26 protein-coding genes are annotated in these 24593 nt (G+C 48.5%); 3 read left to right on the forward strand and 23 right to left on the reverse strand.

The genetic code is table 11. The features are described from left to right. The first annotated feature begins 15 nt into the window (after positions 1 to 15). The 3 genes from AVZ68_RS08510 (at position 16) to AVZ68_RS08520 (ending at position 3101) form a co-directional block, all read left to right on the forward strand. Positions 16 to 654, forward strand: coding sequence for a YkyA family protein (locus AVZ68_RS08510; RefSeq protein WP_059104115.1), 639 nt, complete (start codon positions 16 to 18; stop codon positions 652 to 654). 9 nt (positions 655 to 663) lie between these two features. Then, positions 664 to 1926 (forward strand): putative glycoside hydrolase, encoded by a 1263-nt coding sequence (locus AVZ68_RS08515; protein WP_059104116.1) that lies wholly within the window; start codon positions 664 to 666, stop codon positions 1924 to 1926. 179 nt (positions 1927 to 2105) lie between these two features. Continuing rightward, entirely contained in the window at positions 2106 to 3101 is a 996-nt protein-coding gene (locus tag AVZ68_RS08520; protein WP_245628096.1) for an NERD domain-containing protein, read from the forward strand. Positions 3102 to 3346: 245 nt separating this feature from the next. Here AVZ68_RS08520 and AVZ68_RS20175 read toward each other — a convergent pair whose 3' ends face one another. From AVZ68_RS20175 to AVZ68_RS08630, 23 genes are all read right to left on the reverse strand, one after another. Continuing rightward, positions 3347 to 3499 carry a hypothetical protein gene (locus AVZ68_RS20175; RefSeq protein WP_157404612.1) on the reverse strand — a complete coding sequence of 51 codons (153 nt, stop codon included), beginning with the start codon at positions 3497 to 3499 and terminating at the stop codon, positions 3347 to 3349. A 437-nt stretch (positions 3500 to 3936) separates the two neighbouring features. Next, positions 3937 to 4362 carry a 3-hydroxyacyl-ACP dehydratase FabZ gene (fabZ, locus tag AVZ68_RS08525; protein ID WP_059104118.1) on the reverse strand — a complete coding sequence of 142 codons (426 nt, stop codon included), beginning with the start codon at positions 4360 to 4362 and terminating at the stop codon, positions 3937 to 3939. A gap of 135 nt (positions 4363 to 4497) precedes the next feature. Beyond that, positions 4498 to 5301, reverse strand: coding sequence for a DNA-directed RNA polymerase subunit beta (locus tag AVZ68_RS08530; protein WP_059104119.1), 804 nt, complete (start codon positions 5299 to 5301; stop codon positions 4498 to 4500). Between the two features lie 30 nt (positions 5302 to 5331). Next, entirely contained in the window at positions 5332 to 6132 is an 801-nt protein-coding gene (locus tag AVZ68_RS08535; protein ID WP_059104120.1) for a flagellar hook-basal body protein, read from the reverse strand. A gap of 15 nt (positions 6133 to 6147) precedes the next feature. Beyond that, positions 6148 to 6936 (reverse strand): flagellar hook-basal body protein, encoded by a 789-nt coding sequence (locus tag AVZ68_RS08540; RefSeq protein WP_059104121.1) that lies wholly within the window; start codon positions 6934 to 6936, stop codon positions 6148 to 6150. 17 nt (positions 6937 to 6953) lie between these two features. After that, on the reverse strand, positions 6954 to 7958 hold the full coding sequence (locus AVZ68_RS08545; RefSeq protein WP_059104122.1) for a rod shape-determining protein: 1005 nt from the start codon (positions 7956 to 7958) through the stop codon (positions 6954 to 6956). Positions 7959 to 8159: 201 nt separating this feature from the next. Beyond that, a complete protein-coding gene (gene spoIIID, locus AVZ68_RS08550) occupies positions 8160 to 8447 on the reverse strand; it encodes a sporulation transcriptional regulator SpoIIID (RefSeq protein WP_059104123.1) in 288 nt (95 codons plus the stop codon). 502 nt (positions 8448 to 8949) lie between these two features. Then, positions 8950 to 9897, reverse strand: a complete 948-nt coding sequence (spoIIQ, locus tag AVZ68_RS08555; protein ID WP_082676422.1) for a stage II sporulation protein SpoIIQ — start codon at positions 9895 to 9897, stop codon at positions 8950 to 8952. Between the two features lie 438 nt (positions 9898 to 10335). Continuing rightward, a complete protein-coding gene (spoIID, locus tag AVZ68_RS08560; RefSeq protein ID WP_059104124.1) occupies positions 10336 to 11403 on the reverse strand; it encodes a stage II sporulation protein D in 1068 nt (355 codons plus the stop codon). 420 nt (positions 11404 to 11823) lie between these two features. Next, the gene (gene murA, locus AVZ68_RS08565; protein WP_059104125.1) at positions 11824 to 13125 is read right to left on the reverse strand and encodes a UDP-N-acetylglucosamine 1-carboxyvinyltransferase; all 1302 of its coding nucleotides are present in this window, start codon (positions 13123 to 13125) and stop codon (positions 11824 to 11826) included. Between the two features lie 41 nt (positions 13126 to 13166). Next, on the reverse strand, positions 13167 to 13916 hold the full coding sequence (locus AVZ68_RS08570) for a YwmB family TATA-box binding protein (protein ID WP_059104126.1): 750 nt from the start codon (positions 13914 to 13916) through the stop codon (positions 13167 to 13169). Between the two features lie 98 nt (positions 13917 to 14014). Next, a complete protein-coding gene (locus AVZ68_RS08575) occupies positions 14015 to 14251 on the reverse strand; it encodes a DUF1146 family protein (RefSeq protein WP_059104127.1) in 237 nt (78 codons plus the stop codon). Between the two features lie 311 nt (positions 14252 to 14562). Then, positions 14563 to 14967: a F0F1 ATP synthase subunit epsilon gene (locus AVZ68_RS08580; RefSeq protein ID WP_059104128.1), complete on the reverse strand. Its 405-nt coding sequence runs from the start codon at positions 14965 to 14967 to the stop codon at positions 14563 to 14565. Positions 14968 to 14988: 21 nt separating this feature from the next. Further along, on the reverse strand, positions 14989 to 16401 hold the full coding sequence (gene atpD / locus AVZ68_RS08585) for a F0F1 ATP synthase subunit beta (RefSeq protein ID WP_059104129.1): 1413 nt from the start codon (positions 16399 to 16401) through the stop codon (positions 14989 to 14991). Between the two features lie 95 nt (positions 16402 to 16496). Next, positions 16497 to 17363, reverse strand: coding sequence for an ATP synthase F1 subunit gamma (gene atpG / locus AVZ68_RS08590; protein WP_059104130.1), 867 nt, complete (start codon positions 17361 to 17363; stop codon positions 16497 to 16499). A 40-nt stretch (positions 17364 to 17403) separates the two neighbouring features. Next, positions 17404 to 18918: a F0F1 ATP synthase subunit alpha gene (atpA, locus tag AVZ68_RS08595; RefSeq protein ID WP_059104131.1), complete on the reverse strand. Its 1515-nt coding sequence runs from the start codon at positions 18916 to 18918 to the stop codon at positions 17404 to 17406. 40 nt (positions 18919 to 18958) lie between these two features. Then, on the reverse strand, positions 18959 to 19498 hold the full coding sequence (locus AVZ68_RS08600) for a F0F1 ATP synthase subunit delta (protein ID WP_059104132.1): 540 nt from the start codon (positions 19496 to 19498) through the stop codon (positions 18959 to 18961). After that, positions 19495 to 19980, reverse strand: coding sequence for a F0F1 ATP synthase subunit B (atpF, locus tag AVZ68_RS08605; protein ID WP_059104133.1), 486 nt, complete (start codon positions 19978 to 19980; stop codon positions 19495 to 19497). The genes AVZ68_RS08600 and atpF overlap by 4 nt, the downstream gene beginning before the upstream one ends. Before the next feature lie 101 nt (positions 19981 to 20081). Beyond that, positions 20082 to 20312 (reverse strand): F0F1 ATP synthase subunit C, encoded by a 231-nt coding sequence (gene atpE, locus AVZ68_RS08610; protein WP_059104134.1) that lies wholly within the window; start codon positions 20310 to 20312, stop codon positions 20082 to 20084. A 67-nt stretch (positions 20313 to 20379) separates the two neighbouring features. Then, entirely contained in the window at positions 20380 to 21102 is a 723-nt protein-coding gene (atpB, locus tag AVZ68_RS08615) for a F0F1 ATP synthase subunit A (RefSeq protein WP_059104135.1), read from the reverse strand. A 4-nt stretch (positions 21103 to 21106) separates the two neighbouring features. Next, entirely contained in the window at positions 21107 to 21511 is a 405-nt protein-coding gene (locus AVZ68_RS08620) for an ATP synthase subunit I (RefSeq protein ID WP_059104136.1), read from the reverse strand. Next, entirely contained in the window at positions 21512 to 21736 is a 225-nt protein-coding gene (locus AVZ68_RS08625; RefSeq protein ID WP_059104137.1) for an AtpZ/AtpI family protein, read from the reverse strand. It abuts the gene before it with no gap. A 409-nt stretch (positions 21737 to 22145) separates the two neighbouring features. Next, positions 22146 to 24428 (reverse strand): S8 family serine peptidase, encoded by a 2283-nt coding sequence (locus tag AVZ68_RS08630; protein ID WP_059104138.1) that lies wholly within the window; start codon positions 24426 to 24428, stop codon positions 22146 to 22148. Between the last annotated feature and the right edge of the window lie 165 nt (positions 24429 to 24593).

Raw genomic sequence — 24593 nt, forward strand, 5'->3', positions numbered from 1 at the left:
AATGGGAGGATATGTATGAAAAGATTTCTACGTTTTACAGGCTTCATAACTGCCATACTCGCGCTTGTCGGGTGCAGCAGCCCCACGGAAGACGCGTCCAAGGCTGTAGAAGCGATCGATTCGCAAAAAGAGACCATTGTCTCCGCTCTCAATGAGGTGGTGGCGCTTGAATCGAACGTGCAGGAAGACATGGAAAGCGATTTGGCCGAGGATAGCGGCGAAGCTTTGTCCTCTGGGGAAGCGAACATCTTTACCAATGTCGCCGAACGAGGCGAAAAGATTGAGGAATTGGCTAAGGCCAACGAAGCGATGCAAGAGGGAAACGACCAACTTGCCTCGGCTACTAGCAGTGAGGAAACGGAGGGCCTGCCCATGACTGAATTGGAGCATCTGCAGGAGCAAGTAGAATCTCTACAAACGCATGTTGAATCGTATGTCGACCAGTACCAGGGAGAACTGGAGGCAGAGGAACGTTTCTTTACAGAGCTTGGAGGGGAAAATGCGGATTTTGAATTCCTTGCGAATGGAATCGAATCGATTAATGAGTCCCACCAGGAAACCACGAAAGCCATGCAAGACATTCATGCGGACCTTGAAGCTTCTATAGCCACTTTAACAGAAGTTAAATCGAGTTTACCTACTGATGCAGAATAGGAGGAGAACATGAAATTCAAAACCAGCTTTGCGACACTTGCCTGTTTTTTTGTATGCACAAGCGGCCTAAACGTACAAGCCGAAACGGATGACAACGATGCGGAACAAGCCACCGAAGAAGAGACATATTTTCCAATGAGCGACGAGCCGCTGCTCACCGTTCCACGTCTTATGCCGGACCGGTTTACGTACGATAGCGGCGTTGACATTGAGTACCCAGAAGACGGTGTGAAAGGAATCTATGCGACGGCTTATTCTGCCGGTGGAGACCAGTTCGGTTCTCTTGTTGATTTTGTGAATGACTCCAGCCTAAACAGTATGGTCGTCGACGTGAAAGACGATCACGGCTACATCACCTTTGAGACAGAATCCGAGGACGAGCTTGTTCAGGCCAATACCAAAGATTTTATTTCCGATCCGGAAGGAATGATGGATACGTTTGAGGAGTCTCAAATGTACCCAATTGCTCGTATTGTTGTGTTTAAAGATACGGTGTTGGCAGAAGAACGACCCGATCTATCCTTCCAGGAGGATGGGGAGGTCTGGGCCAATGGGAGTGACGAATCGTTTGTAAACCCATTTTCTAAGGAAGTGTGGGACTACAACATTGAAGTCGCGAAGGAAGCGGCAAAGGCTGGCTTTAAAGAAATTCAATTTGACTATATCCGCTTTGCCGAAGGGTTTGAAACAAGGGAAGATACACTTGAATACACCGAAGGAGACTATGCAGACCTCGACCTCGAGTCCACACAGAAACGTGTCGAAGCGGTCACAGACTTTGTCGAGTACGCGCGCGAAGAACTCAGGCCTTACGGTGTGAAAGTCTCCGCCGATATTTTCGGCTATGCCGCGACCATCCCGGAAACACCTGGCATTGGGCAAAACTTCAGCAAGATCTCCGAGAACGTAGACATCATTTCGTCGATGATTTACCCAAGCCATTGGGGCCCTTATTTCGGGATCGATAAGCCTGACTTAGAACCCTACAAGCTTGTGGATGAATACTCTAAGGTGGAAAATGAGCTTCTCGCCGGCCTAGAGGAACCACCGGTTTCCAGACCTTGGCTCCAGGACTTCACCGCCTCTTATTTACCGGACGGAGACTTTCAGGAGTATGGCGCAGAGGAAGTAGAAGCGCAAATTCAAGCCCTCTATGATAATGGGATTCACGAGTTTCTACTGTGGGACGCGGCTAATGACTATACAGAAGGTGTGGACTACGAGCTTGATGCCGAGCAAGATATTGTCGAGGCTGAGCAAGAACAAGATTGAGATTGAGATTGAGATTGAGCACCAGCCACCTTTGAGGGGTGGCTGGTTTTTTATGTGGGTTGAGAGGGTTTTGGTCGCAAGTGTGGAAATTATATATAGCGGAAATGGGGAGGCATGCGAGAGCGAGGCCCACTTCAATTCCGTGAATACCCTTAATCAAGGAGGAGCTCACTTTGCAAATGGTCAAAAACCGCGGGTTGCCGCTACAATCGCTTCGCCTTGAGGCACTGCTTAGACGTCTGCCGGAACACCACGCAAAGAAAGACCAGATTTTTCAGGATTTAATGAAATGGCAGGCTGGCTACAGGGGAGAACGTTCCGTTGACTATGTGCTGTCCGAATTTGTGCGAACAAGCAGCCACTATTTTGCGCTCCAAGATCTCCGTTTACAAGGGGAGAGGCAACGCTTTTTTCAAATGGATACCCTCCTTCTCTCTTCCCAGTTTGGCCTCATCCTTGAAGTGAAAAATTATCAAGGCACCATTCATTTTGATGGGAACTTGCAGCAGTTCAGACGCGTCCATAATGGCAAACAAGAAAGCTTCGCCAATCCACTCCTCCAGGTTCAGCGTCAGCAGGTTCAGCTCGACCATTGGTTGCACCGACACCACTTTCCACCGCTCCCGATCATTCCTTTCGTTGTGCTCAGCTCCCCCTACACAACCATTGCACCAAGCGTTTCCCAGTCCGGCCTTCCTAAATCACTTCTTCGTGCCGAAGCTCTCCCACAAGTCCTCTTAGAACTGGAGCAAAACAGCAAGCACTCCTGGCTATCTGGAGGAGAATTAGCCAAATTGTCTTCCCTTCTGCTTCATTCCCACACCCCCGATTCCTTTAGCATTTTGAAGCGTTACAAACTGACCAACCATGACATACGCGCAGGTGTTCACTGCCCATCCTGTCAAGAACTCCCTATGTTCCGGAGACTCTACTCTGGGATTTGGGAATGCAGACACTGTTCGTTTACTTCAAATAGGGCGTATGTTGAGAGCTTACAGGATTATTCGCTTCTGGTGAACCATACGGTTACCAATGGAGAAGCAAGGAGGTTTCTGGGAATCGAATGCAGAAAGGCCATGCATTACCTTCTCTCTCAGCTCAAATTAAAACAAGAAGGAAACTCCCGAATCAGGCGATACCTCCTCCCCCCACCTCATCATGTACCTAGACACTAAACTAGCGTTTACCAGGGCAAAGCGTGGCATCTCTGCTTTTCTAGAGCTCGTTCTTCCGTTACTCGTAGTATTTTTCGCATTTCCCTTTGCATTGGTGGCCTCTCTCGGCGTTCCCGCTCTCCCGTACGTCCCTTCTTCCTCGTCATCCCAAACCAACGCTAAAAAGCAGCGAACTAGGGGGAGTTCGCTGCTTCTGTTCTCCATTTATATTAAGGGGGAATGGGAACCAAATCTAAAAAGACGGTTTACTCTGCGCTTTCACCTTCACCTCCGGCTGGGTCTTCCATTGGCGGATCTCCCGGTGTTTCCGACGGGTCTTCTCCCTCGCCGCCACATGCGGCGAGAACGCCTAGTGATAACGCCGATGCGGCTGTTGTCATGAGCAATTTCTTTTTCACGATATCAACCTCCGTTTCGTTGAGTAACCATAAGTTAACGGGATGTTGCCTGTCTCGTTAACTTGCTTACATCGTATCAATAGACCTGCACCCCCGTCTATGGACTTTGCGGCTTTTTGAAAATGTCATAGCAGAGTTTCGACTTCTCCCACAATTAACCACAAGTTGGCGCTCTGAGAGAGTCCTTTTTTGAGATTTTTGCCGTTCCTTTTCTGACTTTTGCTGTATGCCACAACGTCGCCTCTGCCCTCCATCATGTTTTTGGCGCTTCCTCAACCGAAAAGCGCAGGCGGGTCGTACAGAAGCGCGGATTTTGGAGGTCTGACAAAAGAAATTCCGGTCTTGGATTTCGTTGTCAGGGCGAAAAATCTCGGCGCTTCTACCTGCCGAAGCTAGACAAAAAAACCCTCGAGATCTTCTCAAGGGCCGCTTGGTCGCTATTTCTTATAGGCAAATGTCATTTCTGCTTCAGCAGCAATTTCGCCTTCAATCGTTGCAATGCCTTTTGCTTTTACTACAGGCCCTTTCATACGGGTAATCTCTACTTCCAGCCGAAGCTGGTCCCCCGGACGGACAGGCTTCTTGAACTTGCACCCATCAATGCCGGCGAACAACCCCGTTTTGCCTTGATGCTCCTCCAGCTTCATTACCGCAATTCCACAAACCTGCGCTAGCGCTTCTACGATGAGTACGCCTGGCATCACGGCGTATTCAGGAAAATGACCGTTAAAAAACTCCTCGTTCGCCGTTACGTTTTTTAAACCGACGGCGCTTTTTCCTGGCTCCAACTCCTCAATCCGATCAACAAGCAGAAACGGATAACGGTGCGGAATCAGTTCCTTAATTTCTTCAATATGTAACATAAACTTCCTCCCAGTGGCGCATTTGATGCCTCCATTTTAGCATAGACAAGCCGGAAAGCGCAGGTAGGCCAAATACAAGGATGTTGACTGGCCTAGACCTTTATCTACTTTACTAAAATCAACGTCACCGTCCCATCAGTCTCCATTGACAAAGTCAATAATCGAATACCATGTGTCTGGATCTAGAACTTCTGATGGATTGCCTCCGTCGCCAATGACGCTAAAGCCAATGATTAAGCCGATGATCATCAGACCTCCAGCCAAGATGGTGATGACAAGAAGCCGCAACCAAATCGGAATCAGGCGAACACGGCGCCTCCGTTCTTTTTCAATCCGCTTTCCCCCTCCAGCCGAAGCAGGGTCCTCTTTTTTTGCTGACCCTTTTTCTGCAGAGGCAACATTGGCAGGCGCTTCGTCCTGCTCTTCTGCTCCCTCATTTGCCGCTGTTAGCGCCGTGGCGCTTTCCTTAGGTTCGGGGCTCGGCTCCTCTTCCTCCAGCCCCACTGACGCTCCAGCCCACGCTGCGGAGTCCTCCTCGGGCTCGAAACTCGGCTCCTCTGACTGGGCCGCTTCCGACTCGCCTTCGCCTTCTTTCTTCAGCTCCACTGCTCCAGCCGAAGCCGTGAGATCTCCCTCGAGCTCGAGGCTCGGCTCCTCTGCCTCACCTTTTTCCCTCGGCTCTACTGGACCCTCGTACGCTTCCGCAGACGCTGTCGGGCTTTCCTGCGCCTCTGAAACCAGCTCTTCGATTTCCGATGCCTCTTTCGAGAGTGACCCGTCTTCGAGTATTGGTGCAGGGGAGTCCCCGCGTCTGTGATTCGTGGACTCAGCGAAGCCGTCTTCACCATCAGCGGAGGAAGCTTGCTCTTGCTCCTCCTGTTTTTCCGAAGCTTCATTATGATTGCCTGTTGCTTGTTCTTCCTCGCGACGTTGCTCCATGGTTCTACTCCCCTAGTTCGTGTTTCGTGATTAGCGACGGATGCCATTGACTAGACCAGCCATGTCATCTGCGAGAGAAAAGGCTCTCGCCTGAAACTGATATTGTCGCTGCGTCGCAATGAGTTCCGTCATTTCTGCTCCAAGGTCAACATTGGCCCCTTCAAGCTTACGCTGCTCAATCCCTGCGTCTATTGCAGCGGCTCCTTCTATAACCTCATCCCCATCTGGAACCGTGTAAAGATTTTGACCCGCGCTTTCGAGTAGTTGCGGCTTCAACACTCGTGAAAGAGCGAACGCCCCGGCATTTTCCACGGTGCCATCCGCTAGCGTTGCGAGAAGTGTCCCGTCAGATGAGAGAGAGAGAGAGGATGTATCTGTAGACACTGCAACCGGTTCACCATTGGCTGCCAGGACCTGCTCCCCGTTCTTTGTCACGAGCTGCATCAGTCCCTCATCCCCGGGTGTGGTCGACCAGTAAAAGGAGCCATCACGAGTGAGCTTCATGCCTTCATTTGTTTGAACTTGAAAAAAAAGATCGGCTTCCGTTAGGGCAAAGTCAAGCTCACGATTGGTCTCCTTTAACGGCCCTTGCTCAAGCCCTAATTGTGTAGCGGAAGCCCTAGCGCCTGTTCCAACACGGAGGCCATGAGGGGTTAGACGCCCCTCCTCATTCGGTTGATTTAGATACTCGGATGATAACACATCTGCAAAGGTTACGGAACGCCGTTTGTATCCTGCGGTCTCCGTATTCGCGATATTGTTAGCGATGGTATCAAGCTTATGCTGCAATTGAGTTAAGGTTGTACTAGACGTTATATGCGAGTAAGTCACCTGCCTACACCTCCATTATGTCAGTCGCCCGACTTCGTTGGCAACCTTGTCCATGCTTTGATCGTACGCCTGTATTACTTTCTGATTCGCTTCAAATAGGCGATAAGCACTGAGCATATCATTCATCGTCTGTGCTGGATTGACGTTGCTTTGTTCAAGGGCATTCTGACGCAGAATGAACGGTGTCTCTGCATTGCCATGGGCGGTCTCAGGCGCCTCTCCTTCAAACGAATAAAGGCCGTCTCCTTCTTTCCTAAAAGCCATTGGGTCCATTTCTACCACAATTTCGATTGTCCCTCGGTTCGTGCCGTCCTCTGCCGTCACAACTCCTTCTGAATCAATCGTGAACGTCTCGTTGTCTACTTGGATCGGGGTTCCGTCTGTGCTTTGAATGATCCACCCATTAGTCGTCGCAAGCCTGCCTTCGCTGTCGACTTGCAGATTACCGTTTCTCGTGTAGCGTATTCCACCCTCTGTCTGAACGGCAAAAAGCAGTACCTGCTCGTCCCCCCCACCTGTTTGCACGATGGAAACATCGGTAGAGTTACCGGTCTCCTTTATATCTCCCTGACGAAAATTCGGCATCTGCTCTTGCATGTAGACACCGGTGGAAAGCTCGCCAATGGGTGCCGGGCGCTCGTTACCAGAGATGGCATGCAAAAGCATCGTTGGAAACGCGCGAGTGGCACTTTGATCCGCCTTGTATCCAGGCGTTTGGGCGTTCGCTAAATTATGAGCCAACATATCTTGACGCTGCTGCTCGGCAAGCATCCCACTGGCTGCGGTATAAAACCCACGTAGCATCACTAGTCCTCCTTCATTTAAATACGTATTTTCTTGCTCGACATTTTATCTAAATTTTCCAAGATGATGCCTGTGCCCTTAGCGACACAGTGCATCGGCTCTTCCGCAACAACCACCGGTACCTTCAACTCATCAACGAGCAATTGGTCGATTCCGTGTAAGAGAGCTCCACCACCTGTGAGAATCACTCCACGTTCAATAATGTCCGCAGATAGCTCTGGTGGCGTCCGCTCAAGCACTTGCTTGGCCGCATGCACAATGTAGGAGATCGCCTCCGTGAGGGCTTTTTCCATTTTCTCTGTTGTGATCGTCATGGTACGTGGCAAGCCGCTGACCATATCACGCCCACGGATATCCATTTCTTCCTGACGTGCACCTGGAAAGACTGTAGCGATTTGTTTTTTAATTTCCTCTGCTGTGCGTTCACCGATGAGAAGCTTGTACTCTTTCTTCACATAGGTGAGAATATCGGTATCAAACCGATCTCCGGCAACCTTAATGGAGGAGGCGGTGACAACATCGCCCATGGAAAGGACGGCAACGTCGGTTGTACCTCCACCGATGTCGACGACCATATGGCCACTTGGTTGAAAAATATCCATGTCAGCTCCAATAGCTGCAACCTTTGGCTCTTCTTCCAAGTACACATTCTTGCCACCGCTTTTTTCCGCTGCTTCTCGAATCGCCTTTTGCTCAACAGAGGTAATGTTTGTCGGACAGCAAATTAAAATCCGAGGCTTTGCAAACATTCCTTTTACATTAATTTTCCCGAGGAAATGCGAGAGCATGGCTTCCGTCATTTCAAAGTCGGCAATCACTCCGTCCTTCATTGGACGAGTCGCTACAATATTTCCAGGTGTACGTCCAACCATACGAAACGCTTCTTCCCCAACGGCCAGTACTCGGTTTGAGGTCGTATCCAGTGCCACAACAGAAGGTTCATTCAGCACGATTCCGCTCCCTTTTACGTAAATGAGAACATTCGCCGTGCCTAAATCAATTCCAATATCCCGACCAAACATGTCTAACAACTCCCTGTTTGAAATGAACATTTCTACTAGTTTGCGCGCTAAAAAAGGGCTACTTCTCTTAGTGTACACTGATAACCATTGCTTCTATGTAGAAGAGGAAGCAACGCTATAATGAGTCTATGTGAATACGCACTTATGCCTAGTATAAATAGTACCATATAATTCACTACAGGGAAGATTTTGTCGAAATTTTTATTGCCTTGTTTTTACGATAGGTTCATCCAGCATTTCAATCGTTTTCCTGTATTTAACCTTCGTCGCTTCACCACCCCGCAAGTGGCGAATAGATTTGTGGTACTCAAGAATCTCTTTGACGACGTTCGCAAGTTCAGGGTTAATTTCAGGCAAACGCTCCGTGAGATCCTTGTGTACGGTACTTTTCGAGACTCCAAACTCTTTTGCGATGGTTCGCACGGTTTTCTTCGTCTCGACAATGTACCTGCCAATCTTGATGGTTCGCTCTTTGATGTAATCGTGCACACGACTCGCCTCCCTAGTTCTGTATAGGTGATTGATAAAGTGTATTAGGGAGGCGCTTTAGATATACCATAATCTTCACGCATGCTTTATAATTCCTCATATTTAGCGCTTTTTTTTGCACAAAAGCGCAGGCGGGTTACTTAGATGCGAGGATTTTGGAAGGCCTGGACTTGAAATCCTGAGCTTGGATTTCGTTATCGGGGCGAAACATCTCGACGCTTCTCCCCGCTGCAGCTAGACCATCCGAAATGCGCAGGCGCCCTGACCACGAGCAACGACAGTATCAAGCCTGGGTTTGGCTTGATCTGGCGGCGTGAAGAAACCTCGAGTGCGTGGGCACCGGAGCTAGACAAGAAAAACAGCCCGAGAAACCAGTTTGTCCCCGAGCTGCTTTATTCAGACTATGATTCGTACTGATGGGACATGACTGCTTCTTTTTAGCGCGGAATAGACGACATTTCAAGAGAAAAATAAAGCACCTGCAGAGCGCAGGTGCTTAATCTTATGAATTTGCATTCGCTGGATCAACAAGGGATCCGCTGTCAGTGTCTGCATCCGATTGGTTATCTTCATCGGCTGCATCCTCTTCTTCCGCGTCTTCCTCAGGAGACTCGTCTTCACTAGCTCCATTTTCCCCTTGTCCTTCTCCAGCGCTATCCTCTTCTGTTGTACCTTCTTCTTCTGTTGTACCTTCTTCTTCCGTTCCTTCGTCAGTCGCTTGCTCTGACTCTTCTGTCGCAGCTGCCTCGTCTTCAATCAACTGGAGAACCTCTTCCAAGCTTTGCCCAACCACATCATTTGGATTTACCGCTACTCCGTCATGACGAATTTCAAAGTGAACATGGACACCAGCGTCTTCATTATACGCGTTGCGTCCAGCTTCCCCAAGAACATCGCCTTGCTCAATCGTGTCCCCTTGCTCGACATTTAACTCTTCTAAACTAGAGTAGTGGGTAAGGACATCGTTGCCGTGATCAATCTCGACAACATGGCCAAGCACAGAATCTTTCATTGCTTTTGCAACGGTTCCACTCATGGAAGCCGTCACTGGAAACGCTTCTTGATCCTTACTTGCTAGATCAATTCCTTTATTTTGACGATACACATTGCCATAAAACACTAGGGCAGACTCTTGCTCTTCAGCCGTCGCATTGCTGTCATAGAAGAAACCAACTGTTTCTGTTTCTCCTTCTTCAGCAACTGGCATGTGCAAGGTTTCATCCCCTGCAGTTACAGGAACAGAAGGGTCTTCGGCATACTCGGCGTCATTCTCGGCTACATCATTGGCTTCCTCAGGATCAGCACTGTCCTCACCACTTTGCATGAAAAAGACAGAACTTAAGATTCCAGCAGCAGCAACCAGATAGACAGCAGGCAACAACCAACGCTTACGCAAAATGCTCTGCACATTCACTTTCTTAGAAGATTGATTTTTTTCTTCTTCTCTCATTTCTCATCACCTCTGCCAACCATTCTGAGCCAATTACTAGAAATCTATACATCAGGTGTGAAAAAATTTTTTATCCGCTTCGCGGCGGGGAGGGAGAAGAGTCTATGAAAAGCGTTTTTGAGCGAACAGGTCCTATCAATCCCTCTTTTTTTCGGTTTACCTGCCGATTTAAACGTTTTACCTGCTGATTTTAAAGAAACACATGCCGATTTCGAGGATTCACCCGCAACCTCTTGCGAATACACGCCCCTTCTTTTTTTTACCTGCTTTATTTCTACTATACAAGCCGGCTACCAAGCGATCCTGCTAGTTTTACATCCGAAAATACCCCTTTGCTGCTTTCTATCATTCGTCAAAGGAGATCCTGTTGCAACAAAAAAAGGCGAGGCACTTACAAATAGTAGGTGCTCGCCTTTTTGTAGACTTTTTATAAAAGGTTTACTCACTTTTTGCTACTTGCGCCAAGATCGGCTCCGCCTCACTAATCACAACATCGTTGTAATAATGCGCCACGATCTCTTCGTAGCTTTTTCCTTCCTTGGCCATTCCGTCCGCTCCGTATTGGCTCATGCCGACACCGTGACCCCAGCCTTTGGTTTGAATTACGACCTCTTCCCCGCTTTTGTGCCACTGAAAATCGGAAGAGTCCAGCTCAAGTGCGTCTCGTACCTCGCGCCCCGTAAATTCTTTGTCTGCAATCTGGACGGTCTCGACGCGGCCCCCGTCCGTGCGCGAGACAATGGTCCCGACAGACCCATCTTCGGGCATCTTAATCCCGAGATTTGCTTGGAATTCGCTCACACTCATTCTCACTTCATTTGCAAACCTCGGAGACACTTCATCCCATGGACTTTCAACACTTCGCAAATATGGGATGTCATCGGCCCAGTAGTCTTCAGAGTTCTCTGTGTGGCCGTTGCTTGTAGAGAAAAAAGAGGCAGTGATAGGCTTCCCATCATACGTTAACACCTCTCCCTGCGTTGCCAGAACAGCTTCAGAGACACGAGCCTTCTTTTCCTCATATTCCTCTCCCCAGCTTTCTTTCAACTCTTCATCGTTTTGGTATACCTGGTGCATCTCTGTATCAGTGACCATCGCTCCGTCAGGAACCTGAATATCGCCATCGCCACTATGCGCCATATGTGTCACAATGTACGTTCGAGCCGCCAACGCCTGTGCTTTAAGAGCCTCCACTTCAAACTCTGGGGACATCTCTGATGCCACCACACCCATTATATATTTCTCCAAGGGAACCTCTTCGATTGTTTCCGTCTTGCTTCGGTACACGGCTATTTCCATGTCATCCTCTTCATTGTAGGAATCATTTTCCTCGGTCCCAACTTCCTCCACCTCAGAATTCGCTTCACTTCCTGCTGCGTGCTGGTTCAAAGCTAGTCCGACCCCACCTGACCCTTCGCCTTGACCGGATGCGAAGGCAACCATCAAGGTGGGAATGACGAGAACAACTGAAAAAAGAACCGCGACTGAGACAAAAATACGCTTCATGGCAGACCTCCATTCTCTCTTCCTCCTCTACTTTATGAGGATCAGCAAAAGAATAGACGTTAAGAGCGTGCAAAAAAGTGGTTCTACTTTTCGATGTGACAACATAGGACGGGTCGCTTAGAAGCACGGATTTTGGAAGGCCTGCACTAGAAAACCCGGGTTTGGATTTCGGTGCAGGTCTGAAAAAATCCCGAGCTTCTACCCGCCGCAGCTAGACAACCCGAAAAGCGGAGGCGCCCTGCTCACGAGCGACAAGTTCTGGAAGGACGGCAGTATCAAGCCTGGTTTCGGCTTGATCTGGCGGCGTGAAGAAACCTCGAGCGAGTGGGCGCCGGAGCTAGACAAAAAAAAGACTGCACGAATGCTTCACGCATATCGAACAGTCCCGCGTCATTTCGACTATTTCCTCGGAAATACGACTTAGAGTAGCTCTGCTGCTTTCAATGGTTCTTCTTCTACTTGTTCCTCTACTCGCTCAATGTCCGCTCCGAGCGCTTGAAGCTTTTCTGTCAGCTGAATATACCCACGATCAAGATGTTTCAGTTCCGTCACCCGTGTATAACCTTCCGCCACAAGCCCAGCAATGACAAGAGCTGCCCCTGCGCGAAGGTCCGTAGCACCAACTTCTGCACCTTGTAAGCTGTTCGGTCCAGAAACAATGGCAGAGCGTCCTTCAATTTTAATGTTGCCGTTCATGCGACGGAATTCCTCTACGTGCATAAAACGGTTCTCAAATACCGTTTCCGTTACGACACTTGTGCCTTCTGCTTTTAGCAACAAGGCCATCATCTGTGCCTGCATGTCTGTTGGGAATCCTGGGTGTGGCATCGTTTTAATATCAACCGCATTTAATGTCTCTGGGCCAATGACGCGCAATCCCGTTTCTTTATCCTCGATCGTAACGCCCATTTCCCTCATTTTGGCCACCAAAGGACGCATATGCTCCGCAATCGCGCCTTCCACGAGCACATCTCCCTGTGTGATGGCGGCAGCTACCATGAACGTGCCCGCTTCAATACGGTCCGGGATGACCGCATGAGTGGCCCCGTGCAACTCTTCAACCCCATCGATGCGAATCACGCCAGTACCTGCGCCACGCACTTTTGCACCCATGGCATTGAGGTAGTTAGCCAAGTCAACAATTTCTGGTTCTTCTGCGACATTCTCTAGGATGGTCGTACCTTCAGCCATAACAGCGGCCATCATAATGTTTTCCGTCGCCCCTACACTAGGAAAGTCCAGATAGATCTTTGTTCCCTGAAGTTTGCCATCAATCCTTGCTTCAATAAAGCCATTGCCTATTTCCACAGATGCTCCCATGGCTTCAAAACCCTTTAAATGCTGTTCGATTGGTCGCGAGCCAATGGCGCAGCCACCTGGAAGAGCAATGCGCGCTTTTCCTACACGAGCGAGCAAAGGTCCCATTACTAAGAAAGAGGCGCGCATTTTGCGAACATACTCAAACGGAGCTTCTGTTTTGAGCGGGCGATCCGCTTTTACCACAAAACGACCGTTGTCGTCGTAGGTCACATCGACATTTAAATTGCGTAAGACCTCTTTCATTGTATACACATCTGTTAAAGCCGGTACATCCTCAATTGTACTTGCACCTTGGTCAGCTAAAATTGAAGCAGCAATTACGGGTAACACAGCGTTTTTGGCGCCCTCTACCTTCACGGAGCCGCGTAGCTGATTGCCACCACGGACAATAATTTTTTCCAACGTATTCCCCTCCGCGTCAAGTTATAGTCTCTTCTATATCATCAATATTCAGTCGTAATAATAGGCGTTCCTATTGTCACTGTCGCCTTTGAGCCCATTTCTGGATCTTGCCTGACAGCAACCTGAACGTTCATCTTTTTTCCTTCACCTGTGACAAGGTTCTCGTTCCATTCTCCATTATATGCGGATAAGGACACAAAGGTTTCTTCCTTCAGCGCTTCTTGCTCTGCGGCGCCAAGCTCATCGAGGTAACGCTTTGCTTCGTCATACAACGGTGCGTCCAAAGAATCGGTCTTCTTTGCAGAAATCTGGTAGAACAATTGTACATCTTCCATTTCAAACTGATTTAAACGACGTGTTAAGGTTTCTTGAAGTTCTTCGAAGGAATCGTCGCCCGCTTCCCCACTACGTTCATACGAGTACGTCAAGGCGGAAGGGCCACTTGTCTCTTGAGCCATGACCTTCAACGCTTCTCCCTCGTCCACACGTAGCAAGGCCGTCCACTCCGTTCCCTGAGTATCCACCGTCTCAGCTTGAAACTCAGGATGGGTTGCTTCCAGAGTATGTACATGATCATGGAATGCCTTTTGTGTCTTTACCGTTCCACTTTCTGCTCTAGCTCTTAGCTGAAACTGATCCAACGCTACTTCCTCTTGTGCAAGAAGCGTATGAATGGATTCCATCTGATCGTTGAGTAAGTCAGCTTGAGTTTTTTCCTCCGAAGAAACATAAACTGCCCCCAAAAGAATCACCATAACAGCAAAGACACTAGCCTTCAACATGACCTTCATGTACAATCTCTCCCCTTAGTCATAAATGGTTTTGTTAGTACCATTTTTTCCGCTTGGAGAGAAAGCATACATGGAAGTTGAAGTTCCTTTCAGGTTTTTTAGTCAAGAATGTACGGAAGCATTCGCGCTGAATACAAATAGTCGAGAAAAAAGCTAGCGATCATGTATCCAAGAGCAAGTGTAACCAGCACTTTCAAAAGAACAGCCTGTCTGCTTTTTGGATTTTTGACAAACAAGTCAAAGCGAAACGCTTGAAGCGCCCACCATGCGATGCCGATGCAGCTTACATTCACGACAATATGTACAAACGCATCTTGACCAAATCCACCTGTCAATCGTAAAACCCCTCTTTGTGTGCAACGTTTGTTTGGATTGCCCTTCTGAAAAAGTCAATGAAAACCTTGCAATCCATCTCTCATATTAACGGATTTTCGGCAAAAAAGCTATAGCTTTTGACCACTATTTTCTGGTTGTTCGGACCTATTTTATGAACGTTTCGTCACAGAAGACGGGCCAGGATGACTATGCTTCCCTTGTTCACTCTTTACCCGCTCAGTGGTTGTGTTAATCATAAAAAATGTGCATGAGCTCAAGGAACAAAAAAAGACCATTCGTTCTCGCTATACATAGAACGAATGGTCCACGTTTATTCCTTGCCAGCTACTCTCAAGCGCGTGGTGGCTCGAAGCAAAGCGGCCTTTGCCCGTGCAGTATTGACAAGCTCTTGATTTTCTGACTGTGTTCGTTTTTCGGCACGTTGTTTCGCTACACGTGCACGCTCAACATCGATTTGGTCAGGTCGTTCTGCCACTTCGGCTAGAATCGTTACTTTATCCGGTCTCACTTCAATGAAACCGCCACTGACGGCTACTTGCTCTTCCGTGCCTTCTTTTTGGAAACGAGCAGCACCCGTTGTAAGTGGTGCAACGAGGGGGATATGCTTTGCTTTCACCCCGAGCTCCCCTTCCACAGTTTTCACGATGACAAGTTCAACATTGTCTTCGTATACTGCGCCATCAGGCGTCACGACACTTACTTGAACAGTTTGCATGAGTCACCCTCCCTTGATGGCTTAAGCCATCTGCTTGGCTTTCTCGACAACTTCCTCGATGCGACCGACGAGGCGGAAGGCATCTTCTGGAAGATCATCGTACTTGCCTGCAAGAAGGTCCTTGAAGCCCTGGATGGTTTCTTTGACAGGAACATAAGAACCAGGCTGCCCTGTAAACTGCTCAGCGACATGGAAATTCTGAGACAAGAAGAATTGGATACGGCGCGCACGCGCAACCACCAATTTGTCATCTTCAGAGAGCTCTTCCATCCCCAGGATGGCGATAATGTCTTGCAATTCTCTATACTTCTGCAACGTTTGCTGAACCTCACGTGCGACATCATAATGCTCCTGCCCTACCACCTCTGGAGAAAGGGCACGTGATGTTGACGCGAGAGGATCCACCGCTGGGTAAATCCCTTGCTCTGTTAGCTTACGCTCAAGGTTGGTTGTCGCATCCAAATGGGCAAATGCCGTAGCTGGAGCCGGATCCGTGTAGTCATCCGCTGGCACATAGACCGCCTGAATTGAGGTAACAGAACCTTTTTTCGTTGATGTAATTCTCTCTTGCAGTTGACCCATTTCCGTCGCAAGTGTCGGCTGATACCCTACCGCTGAAGGCATCCGCCCAAGTAGGGCAGACACTTCTGAACCTGCTTGCGTGAAACGGTAAATATTGTCGATAAAGAGTAGTACGTCTGCGCCCTGTTCATCACGGAAGTATTCCGCCATTGTCAGTCCCGTCAAGGCGACACGCATACGCGCACCAGGTGGCTCGTTCATTTGTCCGAAGACCATCGCCGTTTTCTTGATAACGCCGGCCTCCGTCATTTCATGATAGAGGTCGTTTCCTTCACGCGTTCGTTCTCCAACACCAGCAAAAACGGAAATCCCACCATGCTCTTGGGCGACGTTATTAATCAATTCCTGAATAAGAACGGTTTTTCCAACACCGGCACCGCCGAACAAACCGACCTTACCACCCTTCGTATAAGGAGCGAGTAAGTCAACAACCTTAATCCCTGTTTCTAGAATTTCCGTTGAGGTCGTTAGTTCTTCGAAACTAGGCGCGTCGCGGTGAATGGGATCACGACGAACCTCTGCCCCAACCCCTTCGCGCAGGTCGATTTCGTCTCCTAAAACGTTAAAGACACGTCCTAGTGTCGCCTCTCCAACCGGAACGGAGATTGGAGCACCAGTGTTTTCTACTTCCGTTCCGCGCATCAATCCATCTGTAGACCCCATTGCAACCGTACGAACGGTGTCATTTCCAAGATGAAGAGCTACTTCAAGAGTAACGCGCACATCTGCTGCATTGTGGGCAGCGCCCTTTTGATCAACGGTTAGTGAGTTGTTAATCTCAGGAAGCTGACCGGTTGGAAACTTCACATCCACAACCGGACCCGTAACTTGTAAAATACGCCCTGTGGCCATTCTTTTCCCTCCTGTTTCACGATGTCTAATTGCCTTAAAACAAGGAGCTTCCCGTTTCGAAACCGAAAACCGGCAACCTTGTTTTAGAACAAATGCTATTCGAGAGCGGCTGCCCCGCCGACAATTTCCGTAATCTCTTGAGTAACGGCCGCTTGACGTGCGCGGTTGTACGTAAGATTCAAGTCATCCATCAATGAATCCGCGTTGTCCGTTGCCGCGCTCATCGCCGTCATTCTCGCGCCAAACTCACTTGCCTTTGCATCGAGGAGCGCTCCGTAAATTAAGCTTTCTGCATACTGTGGAAGCAATGTTTCTAAAATGACTTGTTCATTTGGCTCATACTCATAAACGCTTGTCGGTCCACTCGTCGCCTCGCTCTCACTTGATGTGAGTGGCAGAAGTTTTTGCTCGGTGACTTTTTGCGTCATTGCACTAATAAAGTGGTTGTACCAAATATACAGTTCATCATAAACGCCGTCCGCAAACATATCTACTGATGTACGAGCCAGATTCTTAATATCAGAGAACTGAGGCCGATCTGGCACCTCAATCATCTCTTGAATAATCGGCTGCTCTCGAGTTCGAAGAAGATCTCGGCCAACACGCCCTAGGACAATAATGGCATATTCATCTGCAGACTGGTGCCGGCTTTTAATCGTGTTCATCATCTCACGCAAGAGCCCGGAGTTGTATCCGCCGGCAAGACCGGTATCAGAAGAGATCAAAATGTAGCCTGTTTTTTTCACTGGACGCTCTTCAAGCATTGGGTGAGAGACCTCGCTCCCTCCCTGGGCAATTCCTGTAACGACTTCACGCATCTTTTTCGCATAAGGTTCGTAGGATTGAGCTTTTTCTTGGGCACGATTTAGCTTAGCTGCTGAAACCATTTGCATCGCTTTTGTAATTTGCCTGGTTTTCTTCGTAGAATTAATTCGATTCTTTATATCACGTAAAGAAGCCATCTGTGTTCACCACCTTAACGTTCAAGAATGTGAGCCTCACTTATTCGTTTGATGCGACGAAGCCCTTTTTAAAGTCTTCGATCGCTTGTTTAAAGTCTTGTTCCTCTGGCAAGTTGCCAGTGGTGCGAATATGCTCAAGCAAATCCTTGTTATTCGCCTCAAGGTGAGTGAACAATTCTGCTTCAAAACGGAGGCAATCCTCTACTGGAACATCATCGACATAACCTTTCGTTAAAGCAAAAATGATGGCGACTTGCTTCTCGACAGGTAGTGGCTGATTTAAATCCTGCTTTAAAAGTTCAACGGTGCGAACACCGCGGGCTAGACGAGCCTGCGTCGCGGCATCAAGGTCCGAACCGAATTGAGAGAACGCCTCAAGCTCGCGATAGGCTGCTAAGTCTAAACGCAGCGTACCGGCCACTTTTTTCATGGCTTTAATTTGCGCACTTCCCCCTACACGAGAAACGGATATCCCTGGGTTTACTGCTGGACGAACACCCGAGTGAAACAGGTCGGATTGCAAGAAAACTTGTCCGTCCGTAATCGAAATAACGTTTGTCGGAATATACGCGGATACGTCCCCTGCTTGCGTTTCAATAAATGGAAGCGCAGTAATCGAACCGGCTCCGAGTTCATCCGATAATTTCGCGGCACGCTCTAAAAGGCGAGAGTGAAGGTAGAAAACATCCCCCGGGAAGGCTTCACGACCTGGTGGACGACGAAGCAGAAGGGACATTTCACGGTAAGCAGCCGCTTGTTTTGTCAGGTCATCATAGACCACAAGCACATGCTTGCCATCGTACATGAATTCCTCAGCCATGGACACACCTGCGTACGGAGCAAGGTAGAGCATAGGGGCTGGATCCGAAGCACCTGCCGATACAACGATCGTGTAATCAAGCGCACCACGTTGACGTAGCGTTTCTACGACCCCTGAAACGGTCGACTCTTTTTGACCGATCGCTACGTATACGCAGATCATGTCCTGGTCTTTTTGATTTAGAATGGTGTCAATGGCAACGGAGGTTTTCCCTGTTTGACGGTCACCGATGATGAGCTCACGTTGGCCGCGGCCAATGGGAATCATGGAATCGATTGACTTGATCCCCGTTTGAAGTGGTTCATGCACGGACTTACGCGCCATAACCCCAGGCGCTTCTCCTTCAATTGGGCGTGTTTTTGTTGTGTTTGCAGGTCCAAGACCATCGATCGGCGCACCAAGTGGATTGACCACACGTCCAAGGAGTTCTTCCCCAACAGGTACTTCCATGATGCGTCCTGTACGCTTCACTTCGTCCCCTTCACGAATGCCTGTATAAGGTCCTAAAATAATAATCCCGATGCTGTCTTCTTCGAGGTTTTGAGCCATCCCCATAACCCCGGTTGAGAATTCAAGAAGCTCACCAGCCATGACGTTTTCCAGGCCATGGGCGAATGCGATCCCGTCCCCAACGCGGATGATCGTTCCGACGTCCTGTACATCAACAGTTGCTTCAAATTGATCGATTTGCTGCTTAATCAGCGAGCTGATTTCTGTCGCTTTAATGCTTGCCATTCGTTTTTCACCCCTGTCTCTCAATTTCCAAGCAATGTTTCTAGTTTAGCAGGCGTTTTTCTAGTCGCTTCAGCTGACCTTGAACGCTTCCATCATAGACGCGATCGCCAATTCGTACTTTCACCCCGCCAAGCAAGTTCGTGTCAACGACATTGTCCACACTTAGGCCTCGTTTGCCGACTTTCGGTGCAAAAGTAAGCGCAATCTGCCTTCGTTCTTCGTCTGTGAGCGGCTTCGCTGAATAAAAAACGGCCTCTGCAATCCCTTGTTTATCAAAGGTTAACTGTTTAAATTCATTCGATAGTTCTTTAAGTGCTCCGAAACGATTACGCTCTACAAGAAGCATAATCGTATTTAATACGGTTTCGCTAAGGCCTTCGCCAAACGAATGTTTCAGAAGAGCCTGTTTGTTTGTCATCGCCACACCTGGACGTTCCAGAAGGGCAAGCAATTCAGGCGTTTCCATCAACACAGCGTCCACAAGTTCAAGTTCCTCAGCGAATGCTTCTGTCTGTCCTCTTTCTTCTGCTAACTCAAAAAGAGCAACAGCGTAACGATTGGCTACCGCTTTGTTGCTCATAGCTCTTCGCTCGCTTGTTTGAGATACTCTTGTACAAGCTGATCTTGTTCGCTTGCATCAAGCTCTTTTTCAATCACTTTCTGTGCAATGAGGACAGAAAGAGACGCAACCTGTTCGCGAAGAGCGGCAACAGCCTGGTCTTTTTCGTTTTGAATTTCAGCAAGTGCCTGTTCGTGAATCCGCTGTGCCTCTTCTTTTGACGCCCGGACAATGTCCTGGCCTTGTTGTTCGCCTGCTTTTTTCGCATTTTCAATCAGCTCGCGTGCTTCCACGCGCGCGTTCTTCATTTCGTTGCGCTGTTCTTCAATCAGCTTCTCTGCTTCTTTGCGATTCTTTTCAGCTGAATCAATTTGCTCGTTCACCATGTCCTGGCGTTTTTGCATGACGCCGAGTAGTGGTCTGAGGGCAAATTTGCTGAGAAGCAAGAGCAATACTGTAAACCCTAGTAGTTGAAAAAGGGCCGAACCCCATGCAATCTCCATTCTTCTACACCCCTTTAAAAGAAGTCATACCTTACATAAGGAAAGGCGAGAGGTTCTAATTAGAACGCTGTCGCCTCTCTGTTCAAACCATCGATTCAGTGTTAAACCACAAAAATTAAGAGCAATGATACAACAATTGCAATGATTGGAATCGCCTCAGCAAGTGGCACCCCGATAAACATTAGCGTTTGAAGCGGACCGCGTTGTTCTGGTTGACGCGCCACCCCTTCAAGTACCGCCTTAACAATGATACCAACGCCGATCGCGCCACCGATCGCAGCAAGACCTGCTGCTATGCCTGCTGCCAAATAAGCGTACCCTGTAGCATCCATAACGTAAATATTCCTCCTTGTATTGGTTAATGTTTTATTTAAAATGGCTCAAATAAATGAGCACGGGTTAATGTTGTTCAACTTTATGCGCCATGTACACCATTGCAAGCATCGCAAAAATGTATGCTTGAATCGAGCCGATAAAGATACTGAATGCCTGCCAAACCATTAATGGAACAAAGGAGAATACTCCCCAGTACAGTGCAGAGGTTCCGAGCATAACAAGCAAAATCATCAGAATTTCCTTTGCGTAAATGTTCCCAAACAGACGCATACCAAGCGTCAGGAAGTTGGACACCTCTTCAATGATCTTAAAAGGAAGCAAAAACCACTTTGGTGTCACATAACCTTTGAGGTATGCTTTCGTCCCTGTCAATTTTAACCCATAAATGTGAGTTAAGAGAATGACAAACCCAGCCATTGTTAAAGCGAGGACGGGGTCGGATGTCGGGGACCTCCAAAGAACATAGTGGTTGGAATCAGATGTGGCTAACTCAAACGGAATCCCCATCATGTTGGCGACAAATACGTAGAAGAGCAACGCATAGGCAAGGACGATAAAACGCCCCCCTACTTTCCAATCCATGTTTGCTTTAATAATTCCGCGAACAAAGTCAATGACCCATTCAATAAAATTCTGCAAACCGGATGGCCGCATGGCAAGTTTCCTAGCACCTATCACTGTGAGAACAAATACGATTGCAAAAGCAATAGTTGATGTTATAACAGTAGTAAGGTTAAATGTCAGTCCTATCCAGGGGTCAGTCCAGAGCATATCTTGATGATCCATTATTTCACCTCTTTCGCCTTAAAGCTTTTACTAACATATCCAACATCATAATGACATACATCAACCCAAGACCAATGACCACGGCTAGTACATGAAAAAGTTCTGGATACTCAAGAGCAAACCAAATAGCTACGAGGGCCATACTAATTCTGAAGATGAAGCCAAAGCTTACTAGAATCATGGAGAGCCATTTGGAGGACGAGTGAGTCCCGCCAATGATATGCGCATTACGATAGGTTGTCCATAGATTGAGAAGACTAGTAAACAGTCCCAGTATGAGACCGAGGAAAAATGCTGAATAAGGGGTCACAACATAGCCAATCAGCAATAGTAAAACAGCTAGAACCGTTAAAAGTATGTAGTGCCTCAGTTGCTTGTGCAGCAAGTGAGCGTCACCAGTGTTCGACATTTACTCATCGTCTCCTAGAAAGGGCTGAACTACTTTGTAAATGCCGTATGTACTCGTACCCATACCGAATAACAAAAAAACGATAAGAAATAATGGTTCTGCCCCAAACATGTTATCGAGCCACAATCCAAGGAATACGCCACCCAGAATGCCTCCAAGTACGTAGGAGGTAATGGTGGAAACTAACACGAACGCACGCATAGACTTCCGATCGTTGTTAGACATGTGCGGGTCCTCCTTCGTTACAAAGTGCAAACCCGTTTGAAATCGATCTTGTAACCCTTATCATGTTAACCCTTTGTAATCGTACAATAGCGAACCCCCCATGTCAACGAGTTTTATGAGGAAATGCACGTACTTCTTTTTCCCTTTTCTATTGTTCACATTTTGGACAAGGAACTTCGAGAATTGTTGATTGGAACATTCCTTGCTCTGTTTTGCGACTGCTTAACTGGTTGGAATACACACTCAGGGACAGCCCCCAAAACGCGCAGGCTGGTAGGAGCGAGAATTTTGGAGACCCGATAAAAGAAATCTCGGTCTCGGATTTCGTTATCGGGGCGAAAAATCTCGACGCTCCTACCCACCGGAGCTAGACAAAAAATCAGTGGGAGAGACCCCCACTGACGGTGAGTCATGGCTCGTTCAACAGCACGTCCTCGCCTATTTCGATCATGGCCTCAACAGTATCCTCTACTCCGTCTTGCTTCGCGAATACAAGCGCTTTGTAGCTCCCTGGTTTGAGTTTTGGGTGATGGAGTTCCCCACTGATCATCCCGCGGTCTGAATCCGTGTTCGAAACAAGATATGTTATAAACTCATACGTATCCGGGTCGTATAGGGCAATTCCGGACTCCTCCGCCCCGCCAGGCAAGTAGTATTCATAGTAGTACGAGTCTTTCTCATCTCCGTGAGCAAACTGGAACGCCATCACTCGCGGGTAGTCTGGTTCCTCCATGAACAGTACGTACGGGACACGGATCGAATCTTTGTCTCCAGTGATTTCAATCTGACCGGCGTGCAGCCCTTCGGAAAGGAGTGCAGGCATAATGTCGGCAGCTAGCTGCACTGTCCGCATCTCCCCTGCTGGAATTTCAGTCGCATACGGCGTTTCCCACTGCACGCCATCAAGCTCTCCAATCGGTGGAGTAATGTGATAGGTGCGAGCGGCATCCGACGTGTTCTCAATCGTTACCTGGAGTTCCCGCTTCGTGCGAATCGCTTCCTTGGACCAGATTCCAAAAGTAAGTGTGCCTGGGTAAACAAGGGTTTCCGCTTCTAACGCCTTCGATATATCCAACCGTCCCGTCCCCTGTTCATGAGGCATATAGCTTCTCCCATCCTCATCAACAAGTGCTTTTGTCGAATTCATGAGCGCCGCCTTAATTTGTTCTGGTGTCCACTCTGGATGGAGCTGCACGAGCAGCGCAGCCGCTCCCGCCACATGCGGCGAGGACATGCTAGTGCCATTTAACCCTAAATACCCATTCGGGATGGTGCTTTCAATCGCTACTCCAGGTGCGACGAGATCCGGTTTGACTTCCCATGTTTCTGTAACCGGTCCTCTGGAGCTGAAAGGCGCCATCACGTCTTGTTTTCGTTCATACATCGTGCGTATATACGACGGTTTGGCGTCTTTTGCAGATTGTTCAAGTAGCCACTCGCCGTCTGCTTTGCTTATACTTGCCCCAGGGATATCCAACTGTTCTAGCGTCCCCCCAGCGAAAGTCCCCTCTATATTATTGTAGATCAGCACCCCTTTTGCCCCTGCACTTCTGGCCGCCTTCAGTTTCTCTTCAAATGTTGTACGGCCTCGCTTCGCCAGAACAAGTTTTCCTTTCACATCATTCGCTTGAAAATCTTCTTCCAGTCCGTGCCCGACATTGACAAGCTCAACATCTTTCTTAAGCTCCCAAGGCCTGGTCCCAGTCATTGGCGTTAGCTCTATTTTGCGCTCCTGCTTGAATAAGGTGATGTAAGGAACTTGAATCGGAGGAACAGATGCACCGACAGAAATGGCCTTGCTTGATGTCCCAGGGGAACCCACCGTCCACATGTTTGGGCCGCTGTTTCCACTCGAGGTCACAGCCACCACCCCTTTATCCACAGCTCGATCTAGTGCCAGGCTCGTAGGCCAGTCCGGCCCGTTGACCGTATTACCCAGCGATAAGTTCAGCACATCAACCTCATCTTCGACTGCTTTCTCAATCGCTTCAAGGACCTGTTCGGTCGTTCCTTGCCCACCTGGACCCAAAGCCCGGTATGCGTAAATCTCAGCATCAGGAGCTACCCCTTGAATACGCCCATTCGCAGCAATGATCCCTGCTACATGCGTGCCATGAAGTGTAGGAATTCCTTGTTTTGGTTTGGTTTCCATCGGGTCCTCATCTTCGTCAATGATGTCATACCCACCTTTGAAGTTTCGCTGCAAATCTGGATGCTGATAATCAACCCCTGTGTCGATCACCGCTACCTTTACTCCCTTTCCCGTAATCGGCTCTCCACCGGCGTCCTCATGTTTGGCGCTCTCACGCCCACCACCTACAAAAGGAATACTTCCTTCTAAGCGCGCTTGATAAATCGCCACATCGTCGACTCGTCCGATTGAGCTAAGGGCTTCCAGTTTCGGAATGTCTCGCTCAGGCAAGTCAAGGGAAAAACCTCCATAGACGGTCTCATACACCTGTCTAATTTCTGCTGACGGCAACGATTCCTCTACCTCTTGCACCGCTTGTCCGACATCACCAGCAGCGGAGACAATGACGATTTTTCGCTCATTCTTATTGGTTTCACTCGAGGCTTCTACCGCTGGGCGATTTGGGTATTGCGCCGTTTCCGCTTGGACGTTCCACCCTGTTTGACTGGTGAGGAGAAGAACAAGGGAGAGAGCGTGGATGATTGTTCTGACATTCTTCATAAAAATCTCTCCTAAGCAGAAAGTGTCATAGTTCGTAGTATTCTCTTTAGGAAAGTGATTATTCTCCGTTTTTCTTTTTGAGTCATGTGGATAAAATCTGTGTATGATGTGTATAATCCACCGGCGAAAGAAAGCCTTTCGTTTATAGTTCCATGCACAATTGTG

The sequence above is a fragment of the Shouchella shacheensis genome, assembly GCF_001484965.1.
In the GTDB taxonomy this organism is placed as follows: Bacteria; Bacillota; Bacilli; order Bacillales; family Bacillaceae_D; genus Shouchella; species Shouchella shacheensis.

Bases quoted from the DNA above. Each gene is read 5' to 3' on its own strand.
- AVZ68_RS08510 (WP_059104115.1), top strand. From the start codon at position 16: ATGAAAAGATTTCTACGTTTTACAGGCTTCATAACTGCCATACTCGCG.
- AVZ68_RS08515 (WP_059104116.1), top strand. From the start codon at position 664: ATGAAATTCAAAACCAGCTTTGCGACACTTGCCTGTTTTTTTGTATGC.
- AVZ68_RS08520 (WP_245628096.1), top strand. From the start codon at position 2,106: ATGGTCAAAAACCGCGGGTTGCCGCTACAATCGCTTCGCCTTGAGGCA.
- fabZ (WP_059104118.1), bottom strand. From the start codon at position 4,362: ATGTTACATATTGAAGAAATTAAGGAACTGATTCCGCACCGTTATCCG.
- AVZ68_RS08530 (WP_059104119.1), bottom strand. From the start codon at position 5,301: ATGGAGCAACGTCGCGAGGAAGAACAAGCAACAGGCAATCATAATGAA.
- AVZ68_RS08540 (WP_059104121.1), bottom strand. From the start codon at position 6,936: ATGCTACGTGGGTTTTATACCGCAGCCAGTGGGATGCTTGCCGAGCAG.
- AVZ68_RS08545 (WP_059104122.1), bottom strand. From the start codon at position 7,958: ATGTTTGGTCGGGATATTGGAATTGATTTAGGCACGGCGAATGTTCTC.
- spoIIQ (WP_082676422.1), bottom strand. From the start codon at position 9,897: ATGAGAGAAGAAGAAAAAAATCAATCTTCTAAGAAAGTGAATGTGCAG.
- spoIID (WP_059104124.1), bottom strand. From the start codon at position 11,403: ATGAAGCGTATTTTTGTCTCAGTCGCGGTTCTTTTTTCAGTTGTTCTC.
- AVZ68_RS08570 (WP_059104126.1), bottom strand. From the start codon at position 13,916: ATGAAGGTCATGTTGAAGGCTAGTGTCTTTGCTGTTATGGTGATTCTT.
- AVZ68_RS08580 (WP_059104128.1), bottom strand. From the start codon at position 14,967: ATGCAAACTGTTCAAGTAAGTGTCGTGACGCCTGATGGCGCAGTATAC.
- atpD (WP_059104129.1), bottom strand. From the start codon at position 16,401: ATGGCCACAGGGCGTATTTTACAAGTTACGGGTCCGGTTGTGGATGTG.
- atpG (WP_059104130.1), bottom strand. From the start codon at position 17,363: ATGGCTTCTTTACGTGATATAAAGAATCGAATTAATTCTACGAAGAAA.
- atpA (WP_059104131.1), bottom strand. From the start codon at position 18,918: ATGGCAAGCATTAAAGCGACAGAAATCAGCTCGCTGATTAAGCAGCAA.
- AVZ68_RS08600 (WP_059104132.1), bottom strand. From the start codon at position 19,498: ATGAGCAACAAAGCGGTAGCCAATCGTTACGCTGTTGCTCTTTTTGAG.
- atpF (WP_059104133.1), bottom strand. From the start codon at position 19,980: ATGGAGATTGCATGGGGTTCGGCCCTTTTTCAACTACTAGGGTTTACA.
- atpE (WP_059104134.1), bottom strand. From the start codon at position 20,312: ATGGATGCTACAGGGTACGCTTATTTGGCAGCAGGCATAGCAGCAGGT.
- atpB (WP_059104135.1), bottom strand. From the start codon at position 21,102: ATGGATCATCAAGATATGCTCTGGACTGACCCCTGGATAGGACTGACA.
- AVZ68_RS08620 (WP_059104136.1), bottom strand. From the start codon at position 21,511: ATGTCGAACACTGGTGACGCTCACTTGCTGCACAAGCAACTGAGGCAC.
- AVZ68_RS08625 (WP_059104137.1), bottom strand. From the start codon at position 21,736: ATGTCTAACAACGATCGGAAGTCTATGCGTGCGTTCGTGTTAGTTTCC.
- AVZ68_RS08630 (WP_059104138.1), bottom strand. From the start codon at position 24,428: ATGAAGAATGTCAGAACAATCATCCACGCTCTCTCCCTTGTTCTTCTC.